This is a genomic window from Kitasatospora sp. NPDC001159 (assembly GCF_053598235.1).
This window is the reverse complement of sequence record NZ_JBSFJV010000042.1, coordinates 1-15,331: the sequence shown is the minus strand read 5'-3', so window position 1 is coordinate 15,331 and position 15,331 is coordinate 1. Positions and strand designations below refer to the sequence as shown.

General features: G+C 72.4%; 12 protein-coding genes. 4 read left to right on the top strand and 8 right to left on the bottom strand.

Going from position 1 to position 15,331, the window contains the following annotated elements; all coding sequences use genetic code 11:
* Nucleotides 1-2: 2 nt before the first annotated feature.
* Nucleotides 3-626, bottom strand: coding sequence for a TetR/AcrR family transcriptional regulator (locus ACWC9T_RS21945; RefSeq protein ID WP_449822725.1), 624 nt, complete (start codon nt 624-626; stop codon nt 3-5).
* A 76-nt stretch (nt 627-702) separates the two neighbouring features.
* Here ACWC9T_RS21945 and ACWC9T_RS21940 point away from each other — a divergent pair, with 76 nt between their 5' ends.
* Nucleotides 703-1,932, top strand: coding sequence for an amidohydrolase family protein (locus ACWC9T_RS21940; RefSeq protein WP_449822724.1), 1,230 nt, complete (start codon nt 703-705; stop codon nt 1,930-1,932).
* 120 nt (nt 1,933-2,052) lie between these two features.
* Here the strand turns inward: ACWC9T_RS21940 and ACWC9T_RS21935 are convergent, their stop codons facing one another.
* From ACWC9T_RS21935 to mmuM, 5 genes are all read right to left on the bottom strand, one after another.
* Nucleotides 2,053-3,648: an FAD-dependent oxidoreductase gene (locus tag ACWC9T_RS21935; RefSeq protein ID WP_449822723.1), complete on the bottom strand. Its 1,596-nt coding sequence runs from the start codon at nt 3,646-3,648 to the stop codon at nt 2,053-2,055.
* Between the two features lie 174 nt (nt 3,649-3,822).
* The gene (glpK, locus tag ACWC9T_RS21930) at nt 3,823-5,343 is read right to left on the bottom strand and encodes a glycerol kinase GlpK (RefSeq protein ID WP_449822722.1); all 1,521 of its coding nucleotides are present in this window, start codon (nt 5,341-5,343) and stop codon (nt 3,823-3,825) included.
* A gap of 110 nt (nt 5,344-5,453) precedes the next feature.
* Entirely contained in the window at nt 5,454-6,182 is a 729-nt protein-coding gene (locus ACWC9T_RS21925; RefSeq protein ID WP_449822721.1) for an MIP/aquaporin family protein, read from the bottom strand.
* A gap of 287 nt (nt 6,183-6,469) precedes the next feature.
* A complete protein-coding gene (locus tag ACWC9T_RS21920) occupies nt 6,470-7,234 on the bottom strand; it encodes an IclR family transcriptional regulator (RefSeq protein ID WP_449822720.1) in 765 nt (254 codons plus the stop codon).
* A gap of 241 nt (nt 7,235-7,475) precedes the next feature.
* Nucleotides 7,476-8,471: a homocysteine S-methyltransferase gene (mmuM, locus tag ACWC9T_RS21915; protein WP_449822719.1), complete on the bottom strand. Its 996-nt coding sequence runs from the start codon at nt 8,469-8,471 to the stop codon at nt 7,476-7,478.
* Nucleotides 8,472-8,649: 178 nt separating this feature from the next.
* On the opposite strand from mmuM, the gene ACWC9T_RS21910 reads away from it, so the two are divergent.
* The 3 genes from ACWC9T_RS21910 to ACWC9T_RS21900 all read left to right on the top strand — a co-directional run bounded on the left by ACWC9T_RS21910 (nt 8,650) and on the right by ACWC9T_RS21900 (nt 12,344).
* Nucleotides 8,650-9,597, top strand: coding sequence for an NUDIX hydrolase (locus tag ACWC9T_RS21910; protein ID WP_449822718.1), 948 nt, complete (start codon nt 8,650-8,652; stop codon nt 9,595-9,597).
* Nucleotides 9,598-9,647: 50 nt separating this feature from the next.
* Nucleotides 9,648-10,196 carry an NUDIX domain-containing protein gene (locus ACWC9T_RS21905; RefSeq protein WP_449822717.1) on the top strand — a complete coding sequence of 183 codons (549 nt, stop codon included), beginning with the start codon at nt 9,648-9,650 and terminating at the stop codon, nt 10,194-10,196.
* Nucleotides 10,197-10,325: 129 nt separating this feature from the next.
* Nucleotides 10,326-12,344, top strand: a complete 2,019-nt coding sequence (locus ACWC9T_RS21900; RefSeq protein ID WP_449822716.1) for an acetoacetate--CoA ligase — start codon at nt 10,326-10,328, stop codon at nt 12,342-12,344.
* A 73-nt stretch (nt 12,345-12,417) separates the two neighbouring features.
* On the opposite strand, the gene ptsP is transcribed toward ACWC9T_RS21900, so the two are convergent.
* The gene (ptsP, locus tag ACWC9T_RS21895) at nt 12,418-14,088 is read right to left on the bottom strand and encodes a phosphoenolpyruvate--protein phosphotransferase (protein WP_449822715.1); all 1,671 of its coding nucleotides are present in this window, start codon (nt 14,086-14,088) and stop codon (nt 12,418-12,420) included.
* A gap of 285 nt (nt 14,089-14,373) precedes the next feature.
* A complete protein-coding gene (locus ACWC9T_RS21890) occupies nt 14,374-14,823 on the bottom strand; it encodes a PTS sugar transporter subunit IIA (RefSeq protein WP_449822714.1) in 450 nt (149 codons plus the stop codon).
* Between the last annotated feature and the right edge of the window lie 508 nt (nt 14,824-15,331).

Sequence of the window (15,331 nt, the reverse complement as noted above, 5' to 3'; positions counted from 1 at the left end):
CGTCAGTGCCCCAGCAGCCCCGACAGCACCGCCGCCGTCGCCGCCAGCAGCTCCTCGGCCACCGCGCCGCCGGCCGCCGTGCGGGCCAGCAGCCCCTCGCGCGCCGCCAGGATCACCGCCGCCGCCTGCGTGGCACTCGCCCCCGGGGGCACCAGCTCAGGCAGCGCCCGCTCCAGGACGTCCGCCGCCGCCCGCGCCACTGTCCGGTCGTGCGCGGCGACCTGCTCGGCCAGCGCCTCGGACCGGGCCGCGACCAACCGGAACTCCAGGAACAGCAGGATCCACCCGGTCTCCGCGGGCTCGACCCGCAGCAGCGCCTCGGCCAGCAGCCGGGCCCGTTCGTTCGGCGCCAGCGCCTCGCAGGTGGCGGCCAGCTGCTCCAGCTCGGCCATCCGCTTGGCGGCCTGGTCGTCGAAGAGCGCCAGCAGCAGGTCCTCCTTGCTGCCGAAGTTCGAGTAGAAGGCCCCGCGGGTGTAGCCGGCGGCGGCGCAGACGTCCTCGATGCTCGTCCGTGCGAACCCGACGGTGAGGAACAGCTCGCTCGCCGCTGCGAGCAGCCGGGCGCGGGTGTGGACGCGGCGGCGGGGTGGTCGGGGAGCGGCGGCTTCGGCCGGGGGTGGGTTCACAGGAGAAAGATACATGGTGTATTCAGTACGAGTCGTATTCAATATGGCCCGTACTGAACCGGAGGGGACGACCGCCGTGAACCAACCGAACCGACTGCTGATCACCAACGCCCACCTGCTCCACCCCGAGGACGGCACCCGCACCGACCGCGGCTGGCTGGAGGCCGCCGACGGCCGGATCACCGCCACCGGCACGGGCCGCCCGCCCGCCGCCGTCGAGGACGTCCGCGTCCTCGACGCCGGCGGCGGCACCGTCCTGCCCGGCCTGATCGACGCCCACGTCCACCTGCTGGTCACCTCGCTCGACCTGCCCGACGTCGCCAACTGGACCCCGGGCTACGCGACCGTCCGCGCCCTCGGCGAGGCCGAGCGGATGCTGCGCCGCGGCTTCACCACCGTCCGTGACGTCGGCGGCGCTGACTACGGCATGACCCGCGCCCTCGCCGAGGGCCTGGCGCTCGGCCCCCGCCTGCTGCACGGTGGCAAGGCGCTCTCCCAGACCGGCGGCCACGGCGACCTGCGCCCGCTCGGCACCGACTCGATGCCGTGCTGCGAGGCCCGCCCCAACTTCGGCCGGATCGCCGACGGCGTGGACGCCGTGCGCGCCGCCGCCCGGGACGAGTTCCGCAAGGGCGCCCGGCACCTCAAGGTGCTGCTCTCCGGCGGTGTCGCCTCCCCGCACGACGAGATCGCCGCCGTCCAGTACAGCGAGGAGGAGATCCGGGCGGCCGTCGAGGAGGCTGAGAACCACAACCGCTACGTGACCGTGCACGCCTACCACCCGCGCGCGATCGACCGCGCCCTGCGGGCCGGCGTGCGCTGCGTCGAGCACGGCAACCTGCTGGACGACTCGACGATCGCGCTGCTGCTGGAGAAGGACGCCTTCCTCGTCCCCACCCTGGTCGCCTACGAGCAGACCGCCAAGCTCGGCGCCGCCTCGGGCCTGCCGCCGGCCTCCATCGGCAAGCTCGCCGAGGTCCGGGACCAGGGCCTGGCAGCCCTGGAGCGAGCCCACCGCGCGGGCGTCAACCTGGTCTACGGCAGCGACCTGCTCGGCCCGCTGCACCCGGCCCAACTGGAGGAGTTCACCCTGCGCGCCACCGTCCAGCCGACCGTCGACGTACTCCGCTCGGCGACCACCACGGCGGCCCGGCTGCTCGGCATGGCGGGGGAGATCGGCACCCTCGCCCCGGGCGCCCACGCCGACCTGCTGGTCGTCGACGGTGACCCGCTGGCCGACCTCACCGTGCTCACCCGCCCGGACCGGCACCTCAAGCACGTGGTCAAGGCGGGCCTGCCGATCTGACGCAAAACAGCGGGCGGGCGCCCGGGGAAGTCCCGAACGCCCGCCCGCCGTGCGGCAGTTACTTACCAGCGTGCTCCGCGAGGCTGTGCTTACTTGGTTCCACGCTCCGCGAGGCTGTGCTTACTTGGTTCCACGCTCCGCGAGAAAGGCCTCGACCTCGGCCCGGATCTCCGGCGTGTCCAACCCGCGCACCGTCATGGTGGTACGGCGACGCAGCACGTCGTCCGCCGTGTACGCCCACTCGCTGTCCGCCGCGTACGCGACCTGCGCCCAGACGTCCGGACCGTCCTCGTGGATCGGCCGGCCGAGCTCCGGGTTCTCGTCGATCAGGCGGGCGATCTCGAAGGAGAGGGTGCCGTAGTGGCTGGCCAGGTGCTTGGCCACCAGCGGCTCCATCCGCGAGCCCGGCTCACGGTCGATCAGCAGACGGTGCGCCACCGCGTTCGGCGCGCCGACGCCCGGCAGCGGCACGGTCGGGGCGATCGGGGACATGTCCTCGCCGAGGCTGGTGCCGGGTACGTGGGCCAGCTTCTCCAGCACGGTGCGGCCGATGTGACGGTAGGTGGTCCACTTGCCGCCGGAGACCGACAACATGCCGCCGCGGCCCTCGGTGACGACCGTCTCGCGCTTGGCGGCGGCGGTGTCGCCCGGGCCGCCGGGCAGCACGCGCAGGCCGGCGAAGGCGTAGGTGATCAGGTCGCGGTCGAGGTGCTCGTCGCGGATCGCGTGCGCGGCCTCGCCCATGATCTGGTCGATGTCCGCGTCGGTGGCCCGGACGTCCTTCGGGTCGCCGGTGTACTCCTCGTCGGTGGTGCCGAGCAGGACGTGGTCCTCCCACGGGATGGCGAAGGAGACGCGGTACTTGTCGATCGGGATGGTCAGCGCGGCGCGCCACGGGGCACGGCGCTTGACCACGACGTGCGCGCCCTTGGACAGGCGGATCGACGGCGCGGCGCCGGCGTCCTCCATCTTGCGCAGGTGGTCCACCCACGGGCCGGTGGCGTTGAGCACCAGGCGGGCGTTGACGCCGAACTCGGCGCCGTCCAGGCGGTCGCGCACCTCGGCGCCGGTGACCCGGCCGCCGGTGAAGCGCAGGCCGGTGACCTCGGCGTGGTTGAGCACCACGGCGCCGGCGTCGACCGCGGCGCGCACGGTCATCACCGCGACGCGCGAGTCGTTCATCTGGTGGTCGCCGTAGACGGCCACCGAGCGCAGGCCCTCGGTGCGCAGCGCGGGCACCTGCTGGGCGGCGTGCGCGGCGGTGGAGACCCGGCCCATGCCGTCGCGGAAGGCGGACAGCGCCGAGTACAGGAACACGCCGGCGCCGAGCTTGGCGGCGCCGTGCGGGCCGCCCTTGTAGACCGGCACGAAGAAGGTCAGCGGGTTGACCAGGTGCGGGGCCACGTCGGTGGAGAGCGCGCGGCGCTCCTTGTGGTTCTCCGCCACCAGCTTGACCGCGCCGGTCTGCAGGTAGCGCAGGCCGCCGTGGACGAGCTTGGACGAGGCGCTGGAGGTGGCGCCGGCGAAGTCGCCGGAGTCGACCATGGCGACCTTCAGGCCGGCCTGGGACGCGGTCCAGGCGACGGCCGTGCCGAGGATGCCGCCCCCGATCACCAGCAGGTCGTAGGTGGCCTTGCCGAGCAGCTCGCGGGTCTCGGCGCGGGAGGCGGTGCGGCCGGCGGTGCGCTCGGCGCCCAGGGTCGGGATGGTTGCCATGGTGGTTGTGTACGGCGCGCTGGTCGGGCTGCGCCGTTACTCCTCTCGTGTGCGGTGCGGCCCCTGCGGGAGAGGCCGGTCGGCCCGGTGCGGCGGGCCGGCGAAACGCGGTGACACCCGTTGCTTGAACAGCGGGCGGCCGGCCGGGGCGTGGGGCCCCGACCGGCTCATCGGTCAGTTGTTCTCGTCCTCCTCCACCCAGCCCATGGTGCGCTCCACGGCCTTGAGCCACTTCTTGTACTCACGCTCCCGGGTGGCCTCGTCCATGCGCGGGGTCCACTCGGCGGCGCGGTGCCAGTTGGCCCGCAGGGTGTCGAGGTCGTTCCAGAAGCCGACGGCAAGACCCGCCGCGTAGGCGGCGCCGAGGGCGGTGGTCTCGGCCACGTACGGGCGCTCGACCGGGGCGTCCAGGACGTCGGCGATGTTCTGCATGAGCAGGTTGTTGCTGGTCATGCCGCCGTCGACCTTGAGGGCGGTGAGCTCGACCCCGGAGTCCTTCTGCATGGCGTCGACGACCTCGCGGGTCTGCCAGGCGGTGGCCTCCAGGACGGCCCGGGCCAGGTGGCCCTTGGTGACGTACCGGGTCAGACCGGCGATCACACCGCGGGCGTCGGAGCGCCAGTACGGGGCGAACAGGCCGGAGAAGGCCGGGACGAAGTAGGCGCCGCCGTTGTCCTCGACCGTGTTGGCGAGGGTCTCGATCTCGGCGGCGGTGGAGATGATGCCGAGCTGGTCGCGCAGCCACTGGACGAGCGAGCCGGTGACGGCGATCGAGCCCTCCAGGGCGTACACCGGGGCCTGGTCGCCGATCCGGTAGCCGACGGTGGTCAGCAGGCCGTGGTACGAGTTGACGATCTTCTCGCCGGTGTTCAGCAGCAGGAAGGTGCCGGTGCCGTAGGTGGACTTGGCCTCGCCCTCGTCGAAGCAGGTCTGGCCGAAGAGCGCGGCCTGCTGGTCGCCGAGCGCGGAGGCGACCGGGACGCCGGCCAGGTCGCCGACGGCCTCGCCGTAGACCTCGGCGGAGGAGCGGATCTCCGGCAGGACGGCCAGCGGCACGCCCATCGACTCGGCGATGCTCTCGTCCCAGGCCAGCGTCTTCAGGTTCATCAGCATGGTGCGGCTGGCGTTGGTGACGTCGGTGACGTGCTTGCCGCCGTCGACACCGCCGGTGAGGTTCCAGATCACCCAGGTGTCCATGGTGCCGAACAGGATGTCGCCGGCCTCGGCGCGCTCGCGCAGGCCCTCGACGTTGTCCAGCAGCCAGCGGATCTTCGGGCCGGCGAAGTAGCTGGCCAGCGGGAGGCCGGTCTCGCGGCGGAAGCGGTCCTGGCCGACGTTGCGGCCCAGCTCGCGGCAGAGCGCCTCGGTGCGGGTGTCCTGCCACACCAGCGCGTTGTGCACCGGCTCACCGGTGTGCTTGTCCCACAGGACGGTGGTTTCGCGCTGGTTGGTGATGCCGATGGCGCGGATGTCGTCCTTGGTCAGGCCGGCCTTCTCCAGCGCACCGCGGACGACCGACTGCACCCGGGTCCAGATCTCGGCGGCGTCGTGCTCGACGTAGCCGGGCTGCGGGAAGATCTGCCGGTGCTCCTGCTGGTCGACGGCGACGATCCGGCCGTCGGCGCCGAAGATGATGCAGCGGCTGGAGGTGGTGCCCTGGTCGATCGCGGCGATGTAGTTGCCAGTGGAGGTCATGTGGAGGGTCCTCGGCTCAAGTTCGGGGGATTACGGGGTGGGTGGGCCTGACACGTGCTCGGTCAGTCCCCGTGTTCGGCGGGTTCGACTCTGTCCTTGGAACGGGGCCTTTAGAAGAGGGCGTTGTAGACGCCGCCGGCCGCCAGGCCGCCAAGGATCGGGCCGACCACCGGAACCCAGGCGTACGACCAGTCGGAGTCGCCCTTGCCCGGGATCGGCAGGATGGCGTGCATGATGCGCGGGCCGAGGTCACGGGCCGGGTTGATCGCGTAGCCGGTCGGGCCACCGAGAGAGAGGCCGATGCCGACGACGGTGAGCGCGACGATCAGGGTGCCCATGCCCTTGAGGTCGTTGGCGCCGAGGGTGAGGATCGCCATGCAGAGCACGAAGGTGCCGATGACCTCGGTGATCACGTTCTGGATCGGGTTCCGGATCTCGGGCCCGGTCGCGAAGACGCCGAGGGTGGGTTCCTTGTTGGCCTGGAACTGGCCGAGGTAGGTGAGCCAGACGAGCGTGGCGCCGATCATCGCGCCGAGCATCTGGGAGCCGATGTAGAGCGGCACCTGGCTCCAGTCGCCGCTCTTGACCGCGAGCGCGATGGTGACGGCCGGGTTGAGGTGGGCGCCGGACTTGGGACCGGTCATGTAGGCGGCGATGAGGACCGCGAAGCCCCAGCCGAAGGTGATCGCCAGCCAGCCGGCGTTGACGGCCTTCGACTTCTTGAGGGTCACGGCGGCGCACACGCCCCCGCCGAGGAGTATCAGGGCGGCGGTGCCGAGGGTTTCGCCGACGAAGACGTCGCCGTTGGAGAACGCGGACACAAAGACTCCCTTGTCCATATGGCCCGGAGGTGCGGGTGGGGGGGGGGTGGGCCGGTCGATCGCTGTGCGGGTGGGCGCACTGTGGGAGTGATCTTCCCGGCCGTCGTTCGACAATGTCGACCGTCATGCGGAAGCTTCCTACCCGGGTCACCCCCGCGTCAAGGCAGGGTTACGCAGCTGTGACCCTTCCTTCGGGCCGTTCCCCGAAGTTACCCAGCGGAGCGCCCGGAATCAGGACAAAACACCAAGGCGCGGACAGGCCTCCCGCCCGTCCGCGCCTCAGCGTGACGATTCGACTGCTGTGCTCAGAACCTTCCGGCGCCCAGGTCGCGCGAGATCGCCCGCGCCGCGCTGCGCACCGAAGCCACCAGCGAGGGCCTCACGAAGCCGTCCTCGCAGACCCGTTCGACCGGCCCGCTGATGCACACCGCACCCACCGGGTTGCGCCGCCGGTCCTGGATCAGCGCGCCGATCGAGGCCACGCCCTCCCAGGTCTCCTCGATGGAGTCCGCCCAGCCGCGCTCCCGGATCAGCGCGCACTCTTCGTCCAGGTCGCTCGCCCGGGTCAACGTCCGCAGGGTGTACGGCTCATAGGGGCCGTCGCCCAACTCCCCACGCGCGACCGGGTCGTACGCCACCAGCACCTTGCCGAGCGCGGTGCTGTGCAGCGGCTGCATCGAACCGACCTCCAGCACCTGCCGGGTGTCGTCGGGGCGGAACACGTGGTGCACGATCAGCACGCCCTGCTGGTGCAGCACCCCCAGGTACACGGTCTCGCCGGCCGCCCGGGCCAGGTCGTCCGCCCACACCAGCGCCCGCGCCCGCAGCTCGTGCACGTCCAGATAGCTCTGGCCGAGCCGCAGCAACTCGGCGCCCAGCTGGTACTTGCCGCTCTCCGGGTCCTGCTCGACGAACCCCTCCAACTGGAGGGTGCGCAGGATGCCGTGCGCGGTGCCCTTGGCCAGGTCCAGCGCCGTCGCGACCTCGGAAAGCCCCAGGCGGCGCTCGCCGCCGGCCAGCAGGCGCATGATCGCGGCGGCCCGGGAGAGCGACTGGATCGGGCCGGGCATGGATACCTCCGCGCTGACAGGCGGTCGACAATGTCGACCACAGTGGTGACGGGACGAGTCTGCCAGGCCGCCGTCCGTCCGTGCACCTTCCCCCTCGGTAACCCGCACTCGGCCGGGTGTTAACCTCCCGCGCGCCTGGCTCGACTCCTAACCCTCCACGCCACTGATGCGCCCGCCTCGCTCCGCTCGGCAGGGGCATTCGCCCACACGCACCTCTTGATGATTCGCTCGCCGCGCTCGCTCATGCGCCCGCCTCGCTCCGCTCGGCAGGGGCATTCGCCCCCACGCACCTCCGACTGGTTCGCTCGCTCACGACCCCGCGCCGTACCGTCACCTCGGCCGCCAGCGCGGCGATCCCGTCCGGCCCGACCCGGCAGCAGCCGCCGACCAGCCGCGCCCCGTCCGCCAGCCAGCCGACCACCCGGGCCGAGCGGAACGTCGGCTCGCCGCGCCAGCTCCGGTGGTCGGCGTCCCACTCCTCCCCGCTGTTCGGGTACACCACCACCGGCTTGCCGGCCACCCCGGCGGCCAGCGCTACCGCCCGGTCCGCGTCCTGCGGAGTGCAGCAGTTGACGCCCACCGCCAGCACCTCGTCCACCTCCGCGGCCAACGCGAACGCCTCCGCCAGGGGCTGCCCGGCCCTGGTCCGGTCGCCCGCCACGCTGTACGACAGCCAGGCCGGCACCCCCAGCCCGCGCACCAGCTCCAGCAGCGCTCGCGCCTCGTCCGCGTCCGGCACCGTCTCCAGCGCGAGCACGTCCGGCCGGGCCGCGGCCAGCACCTCCAGCCGCGGCCGGTGGAAGGCCACCAGCTCCGCCGTGCTCAGCCCGTACCGGCCCCGGTACTCCGAACCGTCCGCCAGCACCGCCCCGTACGGGCCCACCGAGGCCGCCACCCAGCGCCGCCGCCCGCCCGGCTCGGCCCGCGCGGCCTCGCGGGCCAGCTCCACACTGCTCGCCAGCAGCCGGGCCGCCTCCGTATGACCCACCCCGCGCCGGGCGAAGCCCTCGAAACTCGCCTGGTAGCTTGCCGTGATGGCGACCTCGGCCCCGGCCTCGAAGTACGCCCGGTGCGCCGCCACCACCGCCTCCGGGTCGTCCGCGAGCAGCCGCGCAGACCACAGCTCGTCCGTCAGGTCGTGCCCGGCCGCCGCCAGCTGGTTCGACATCCCGCCGTCCAGGACCAGGGGACCGGCCGCCAGCGCCGCGGCGAAGTCCGACGGGGGAGAAATCGGCATCTCGGTCTCCTCGGGCACGGTCGTTCCTGGTCACAGCCTAGAAGCTGGACGCCCTCACCGACCGGGAAAGCCATTTGCCGCTGGGGAAGGCAGTCGTTACGTTGTGCTCAGACCGAGAACGACAGCACCGGACACCCCGGTGAGCGCGGAGAGCGCGGAGAGTGGAGAGGAGCCCGCGATGGCAGCGGACGAACCGTCCCGCCAGCCCAGCACCGGGCCCGCGGCCGAGCAGGAGTGGCTCGCCGCGTACGACCCGCGCGCCTACGCCCCCATCGCTGTCACCGTCGACGTGGTCGCCCTGACGCTGCGCCGCGGCAACCTCCACGTGCTGCTGGTCGAACGCGGCGCCCCGCCCTACCAGGGCTGCTGGGCGCTGCCCGGCGGCTTCCTGCGCGCGGGGGAGGAGGGCCTGGACGAAGCCGCGGCCCGCGAGCTCGCCGAGGAGACCGGCCTCCAGGGCGCCTCCGAGGCCGAGGCCACGCTCTGCCGCCTGCACCTGGAACAGCTCGGCACCTACGGCGCCCCCGAGCGCGATCCGCGCATGCACGTCGTCTCCGTCGCCTACCTCGCCTTCGCCCCCGACCTGCCCGACCCCCAGGCCGGGACGGACGCCGCGGCCGCCGCCTGGCACCCGGTCGCCGACCTTGACCTGGGCCCGCGGTCCTGCGGTTCCGCCCGAGCCGCCGGTGTGCCCGCCGACACCCACGGGGGTGGCGTCGACGGGCACACCGGCCCCCGCCCGATCACCCTCGCCTTCGACCACGCCCGCATCCTCGCCGACGGCCTCGACCGGGTGCGCGCCAAGCTGGAGTACAGCCCGCTCGCCACCGCCTTCCTGCCGTACGACTTCACCATCCCCGAGCTGCGCGCCGTCTACGAGGCCGTCTGGGACGAGAAGCTCCACCCCGGAAACTTCCACCGCAAGGTCCTCTCCGTCCCCGGCTTCGTCGAGAGCACCGGCTCCACCACCGAACGCGGCGGCGCCCGCGGCGGCCCCCGCGCCCGTACCTACCACGCTGGCGATGCCCGCCAGCTCCACCCCGCCCTGCTCCGCCCCACCCGCGAAGAGCCGCCCGGCGACGCCGCGCCGGGCGACACCGCACCGCGCGGCGGCCGGGCCCACTGACCGCCCGGAACCCGAGGAACGCCGTTGACGAACAGGGCTACGATCCGGCCATGACCACTGACGAAGCGACGCAGACCGTCCACCGGGCCTTCTCCCACTGCCACTTCTGCGGCACCGCCTACCCGCCCGGCACCGACAGCTGGCCCCGCACCTGCCCCGGCTGCACCGAGATCAGCTACCGCAACCCGCTGCCCGTGGCCGTCGCCGTCCTCCCTGTCACCCGCCCCGACGCCGACCCCGCCCTTGTCGTCATCCGCCGCACCATCGAGCCCGGCTACGGCCAACTCGCCTTCCCCGGCGGCTACATGGACTACGGCGAGAGCTGGCAGCAGGCCTGCGTGCGCGAACTGCGCGAGGAGACCGGCATCTCGGCCGACGCCGCCGACGTCACCCTGATCCACATGGCCTCCGACCCCAACGGCCGCTTCGTCATGCTCTGCGGACTGCTCCCCGCCCGCCCGCTCAGCGAGCTCCCGCACTCCCGCCCCACCGACGAGACCGACGGCTGGCAGCTCGCCACCGCCGATACCCCGCTCGTCTGGGACTTCCACAACGGCATCCTCCGCCGCTGGTTCGGTGGCGAGTTCACCCACCGCTAGGCACCCGGGCCACCACCGGCCAACCCTGGCGCAGCGGGCGATCGCATGGCATGGTCTGCACCGACAGCCCAACCGGACGGGTTGGCCACGAGCTCCCCCGTCCCCACCACCGGCCGGGAGACCACCATCGTGAGCACCCCACCGCAGGACCAGCCGCTCTGGCGCCCGAACCCGGCTCGCGCCGCCGCCACCAGCCTGGTGGCCTTCCAGGCCTGGGCCGCCGAACACCACGGCGCCCCGGCCGACGCGCTCGCCCCGGCCGAGGACGACCAGCAGGCAGCTGAGCGCTACGCCGACCTGCACGCCTGGTCCACCGCCGACCTCGACCGCTTCTGGACCGCGGTCACCCAGTGGTTCGACGTCCGCTTCACCCAGGCCCCCGAGGCCGTCCTCGCCGACCCGGCCATGCCCGGCGCCCGTTGGTTCCCCGGAGCCCGCCTCAACTACGCCGAACACGCCCTTCGCGCCGCCGAGGACCCCGCCAACGCCGACCGCCCGGCGATCCTCCACCTCGACGAGACCACCGATCAGCCCGTCGAGCTCACCTGGTCCGAGCTCCGCCGCCAGGTCGGCTCCCTGGCCGCCGCCCTGCGCGCCCGCGGCATCGGCCCCGGCGACCGGGTCAGCGCCTACCTGCCCAACATCCCGCAGGCCGCCGTCGCCCTCCTGGCCACCGCAGCCGTCGGCGCGATCTGGACCAGCTGCGCCCCCGACTTCGGCGCCCGCAGCGTCCTCGACCGCCTCCAGCAGATCGAACCCGCCGTCCTCTTCTCCATCGACGGATACCACTACGGCGGCAAGGACCACGACCGCACCGACGTCGTCGCCGAGCTGCGTCGCGAACTGCCCAGCCTGCGCACCGTCGTGCACGTCCCGCTGCTCGGCGCCCCCGCCCCCGAGGGCGCCCTGCACTGGGACGACCTGGTCGCCGACGACGTCGAGCCGGTCTTCGAACCCGTCCCCTTCGACCACCCGCTCTGGGTGCTCTATTCCTCCGGCACCACCGGCCTGCCCAAGGCCATAGTCCAGAGCCAGGGCGGAATCCTGCTCGAACACCTCAAGCAGGCCGGACTCCACCTCGACCTCGGCCCCCAGGACCGCTTCCTCTGGTACACCTCCACCGGCTGGATGATGTGGAACTTCCTGCTGGCCGGCCTCCTGGTCGGGGCCACGATCGTCACCTACGACGGCAGCCCCGGCCACCCCGACACCGGTGCCCTCTGGTCCGTCGCCGCCCGCACGGGCGCCACCGTCCTCGGCACCTCCGCCGCCTACGTGATCGCCAGCCGCAAGGCCGACCTCCACCCCGGCCGTGACCTGGACCTCTCCTCCGTCCGCTGCATCGGCACCACCGGCTCCCCGCTCCCGCCCGACGGCTTCCGCTGGATCTACGACGAGGTCAAGCAGGACGTCTGGCTCGCCTCCGTCAGCGGCGGCACCGACGTCTGCTCCTGCTTCGTCGGCGGCGTCCCAACCCTCCCGGTGTACCTCGGCGAGATCCAGGCCCCCTGCCTCGGCGCGGCCGTCGAGTCCTGGGACGTCCAGGGCCACCCGCTCACCGACGCCGTCGGCGAACTCGTGGTCACCAAGCCCATCCCGTCCATGCCCACCGGCTTCTGGAACGACCCCGAGGGCACCCGGTACCACGACAGCTACTTTGACGTGTACCCCGGCGTCTGGCGCCACGGCGACTGGATCACCGTCACCTCCCGCGGCACCGTCGTCATCCACGGCCGCTCCGACTCCACCCTCAACCGCCAGGGCGTCCGGATGGGATCCTCGGACATCTACGAGGTCGTCGAGCGCCTCCCCGAGATCGCCGAATCCCTGGTCATCGGCCTGGAGGAGCCCGACGGCGGCTACTGGATGCCGCTGTTCGTCGTCCTCGCGCCCGGCGCCGAACTGGACGACGCGCTGATCGGCCGCATCCGCACCTCGCTGCGCACCGAACTCTCCCCGCGCCACGTCCCCGACGAGGTCATCGCCGTCCGCGGCCTCCCGCACACCCTCACCGGCAAGCGCATCGAGGTCCCGGTCAAGCGGATCCTCTCCGGCACCCCGCTGGAGAAGGCCGTCAACCCCGGCTCCGTCGACAACATCGACCACCTGCGCTTCTTCGAGCAGGTCAGGGCCGACCGCCAGGCCTGACCGGCCCTGAGAAACGCCGAAGGGGCGCTCCCCACCGCCGTGGTGGGGAGCGCCCCTTCTCCTACATGTCCGCTTACTCGCCGGACAGCACCTGCTGCGCCGCGGCCCGCGCCTCCTCCGCGCTGTCCGCAGCCCGGGCCGCCGCGGCGGCGCGACGGCACTGCGCCAGGGCGTACTTGGCCAGCGTGGTCCGCACGTACGGGATCGAGGCCGCGCCCATGGAGAGACTGGTGACACCCAGACCGGTCAGCACCACGGCGAGCAGCGGGTCCGAGGCCGCCTCACCGCAGACGCCGCAGCTCTTGCCCGCCGCCTGCGCCGCGTCGGCGGCCGCGGCGATCAGGTCCAGCAGCGCCGGCTGCCACGGGTCCTGCAGCCGGGCCAGCGCACCGACCTGGCGGTCCGCGGCGAAGGCGTACTGGGCGAGGTCGTTGGTGCCCAGCGACAGGAACTCGACCTCCTGCAGGATCGCCCGGGCCCGCAGCGCGGCCGACGGGATCTCCACCATCGCACCGAACTTGGCGTCCAGCCCGGCCTCCCGACAAGCGGCCGCGAAGTCCTTGGCGTCCTTGCGGTCGGCCACCATCGGGGCCATCACCTCAAGGTGCACCGGCAGGCCCTCGGCCGCCTTGGCGAGCGCCCGCAGCTGGGTGCTCAGCACCTCCGGGTGCTCAAGGAGCGTACGCAGACCGCGTACGCCGAGCGCCGGGTTCGGCTCGTCGGCCGGAGTCAGGAAGTCCAGCGGCTTGTCCGCGCCCGCGTCGAGCACGCGGACCACGACGCGCCCCTCCGGGAAGGCCTCCAGCACCTTGCGGTACGCCTCGACCTGCTTCCCCTCGCTGGGAGCCTTCGCCGAGTCGTCCAGGAAAAGGAACTCGGTACGGAACAGGCCGACGCCCTCGGCGCCGTTCTCCAGCGCGGCCGGCACGTCCGCCGGGCCACCCACGTTGGCCAGCAGCGGCACCCGGTGCCCGTCCGAGGTCTGGCCCGGGCCGGAGGAGGCGGCCAGCGCGGCCTTGCGCTGGGCGGCGACCGCCCGCAGCTCGTCCTGCTTCTCCTGAGAGGGGTCGAGCAGCACGTCGCCCGAGCTGCCGTCCACCGCGACCACGGTGCCCTCGGCGACGTCCGTCGCCCCCGGCATTGCGACCACGGCCGGCACGCCCATCGCCCGCGCCAGGATGGCGCTGTGGCTGGTCGGCCCGCCCTCCTCGGTCACGAAGCCCAGCACGAGGGTCGGGTCCAGCAGTGCGGTGTCGGCCGGCGCCAGGTCCCGCGCGAACAGCACGTACGGCTCGTCGCTGTCCGGCACACCCGGCATCGGCACGCCCAGCAGCCGGGCCACGATGCGGTTGCGCACGTCGTCCAGGTCGGCGACCCGACCGGCCAGGTACTCCCCGGCGGAGGCGAGCAGCGCGCGGTAGGCGGCGAAGGCGTCGTAGACGCCGCGCTCGGCGCTGCTGCCGACGGCGATCCGGCGGGACACGTCGGCCATCAGCTCCGGGTCCTGCGCCATCAGCGCCTGGGCCTCCAACACGGCCTGCGCCTCGCCGCCCGCCAGGTTGCCGCGGGCGATCAGGTCCGCAGCGACCGCCTCGACGGCGGCCTGGGCGCGCGCCTGCTCGCGCGGGGCGTCCTTGGTCGGGATCTGGGTGGCCGGGGGCTCCAGGACCGCCGTGCCCATGTGCCGCACCTGGCCGATCGCGACCCCGTGGCTGACACCCACGCCGCGCAGTGTCTTCTCCATCAGACCTTCTTCCGAGTGGACCACCGGACGCTGACCGGCGGGGAGTTCGATATCTGGGCCCGCGACTGTGAGCCGCACCATACGCTGAGACCCTGTCCTCGGGCAGCGGTCAGGGCTTGGCCGTCATGAGGCATGACCAAGCCAAGCGAGAAGCCCCCGTGTTGGGGGAGGAGTCACCTACCGGTTCTCCACCGGGAGCCAAGACAGGTAGCGCCGGTGGGCTCAGCCCGCGGCATCGCGGTCCGCCGACGGCCTCACAGGTTGCGGGCCCGGCGCCGCCTTTGGCTAGCTCCAGCTGAACAGCTGCTCGCCCGCCTCGGCCTCGCCGCTCTCGCGTACGTCACCCAGCGAGTCGGGAGCGGCCTCCAGCGCCACGATCGGAGAGATCGGCGACTTGCCCGCAGCCTCGACGGCGGCCGGGTCCCACCGGATGACGGCCTGGCCGCGGGTCACCATGTCGCCCTTGTTGACGAGCAGTTCGAAGCCCTCGCCGTTCAGCTGCACGGTGTCGATCCCCAGGTGGGTCAGCACACCGTGCCCGTCCGCGTCCACGACGACGAAGGCGTGCGGGTGCATGGAGACGACGACGCCGTCGACCGGAGCGAACGCCTCGGTGGGCTGGCGGACCGGGTCGATCGCGGTGCCCGGGCCGACCATGGCACCCGAGAACACCGGGTCCGGCACGCCGGCGAGCCCGACGACCTTGCCGGTCAGCGGCGACGTCACAATGGTCATGTTTGTGCCTCCCAAGTGCGCAATAAAGCGAGCTGCCGCAAGGTGCGGCACACGATCAACTAAAGCCTAAATCATGCCAACTTCGGACATCTGCTGACATTCTCGGGCGAAGAACCACGCCCCCGCCCGCCTGCCGGTCGGCGTCTCACTGGCCTGCGACTGGTCTAGTCCTCTTGGTCGATGCGCCGCACTCTACAGGCATCTTGGCGAATCAGGGCCATTGCTGTATATGCTCGCGAGAGCAACAAATCATGCCGCCGTCCGGGCGACCCCCCGGCGCGCCCCGATTCGCGCTCCGACCGCCGACCCGCTATGGTTGGGCAGGTCGCCGCGAGACGGCGGTTAACACCAGATTTCGGATGGAAAAAGCTTCGGTAAACGGAGCGGAAAACATCTGATAGGCTGGAGACACAAAAGAACGAAGCGCCCGGAGGGCCCGCTGGAAGGCGGCCTGAAGGAAGTGTCCGTTCCTTGAGAACTCAACAGCGTGCCAAAAGTCAACGCCAGA

Excerpts from the sequence above, each read along its gene's own strand:
- ACWC9T_RS21935 (WP_449822723.1), bottom strand. The coding sequence starts at position 3,648 with ATGGCAACCATCCCGACCCTGGGCGCCGAGCGCACCGCCGGCCGCACC.
- glpK (WP_449822722.1), bottom strand. The coding sequence starts at position 5,343 with ATGACCTCCACTGGCAACTACATCGCCGCGATCGACCAGGGCACCACC.
- ACWC9T_RS21925 (WP_449822721.1), bottom strand. The coding sequence starts at position 6,182 with ATGGACAAGGGAGTCTTTGTGTCCGCGTTCTCCAACGGCGACGTCTTC.
- ACWC9T_RS21920 (WP_449822720.1), bottom strand. The coding sequence starts at position 7,234 with ATGCCCGGCCCGATCCAGTCGCTCTCCCGGGCCGCCGCGATCATGCGC.
- mmuM (WP_449822719.1), bottom strand. The coding sequence starts at position 8,471 with ATGCCGATTTCTCCCCCGTCGGACTTCGCCGCGGCGCTGGCGGCCGGT.
- ACWC9T_RS21910 (WP_449822718.1), top strand. The coding sequence starts at position 8,650 with ATGGCAGCGGACGAACCGTCCCGCCAGCCCAGCACCGGGCCCGCGGCC.
- ACWC9T_RS21905 (WP_449822717.1), top strand. The coding sequence starts at position 9,648 with ATGACCACTGACGAAGCGACGCAGACCGTCCACCGGGCCTTCTCCCAC.
- ptsP (WP_449822715.1), bottom strand. The coding sequence starts at position 14,088 with ATGGAGAAGACACTGCGCGGCGTGGGTGTCAGCCACGGGGTCGCGATC.
- ACWC9T_RS21890 (WP_449822714.1), bottom strand. The coding sequence starts at position 14,823 with ATGACCATTGTGACGTCGCCGCTGACCGGCAAGGTCGTCGGGCTCGCC.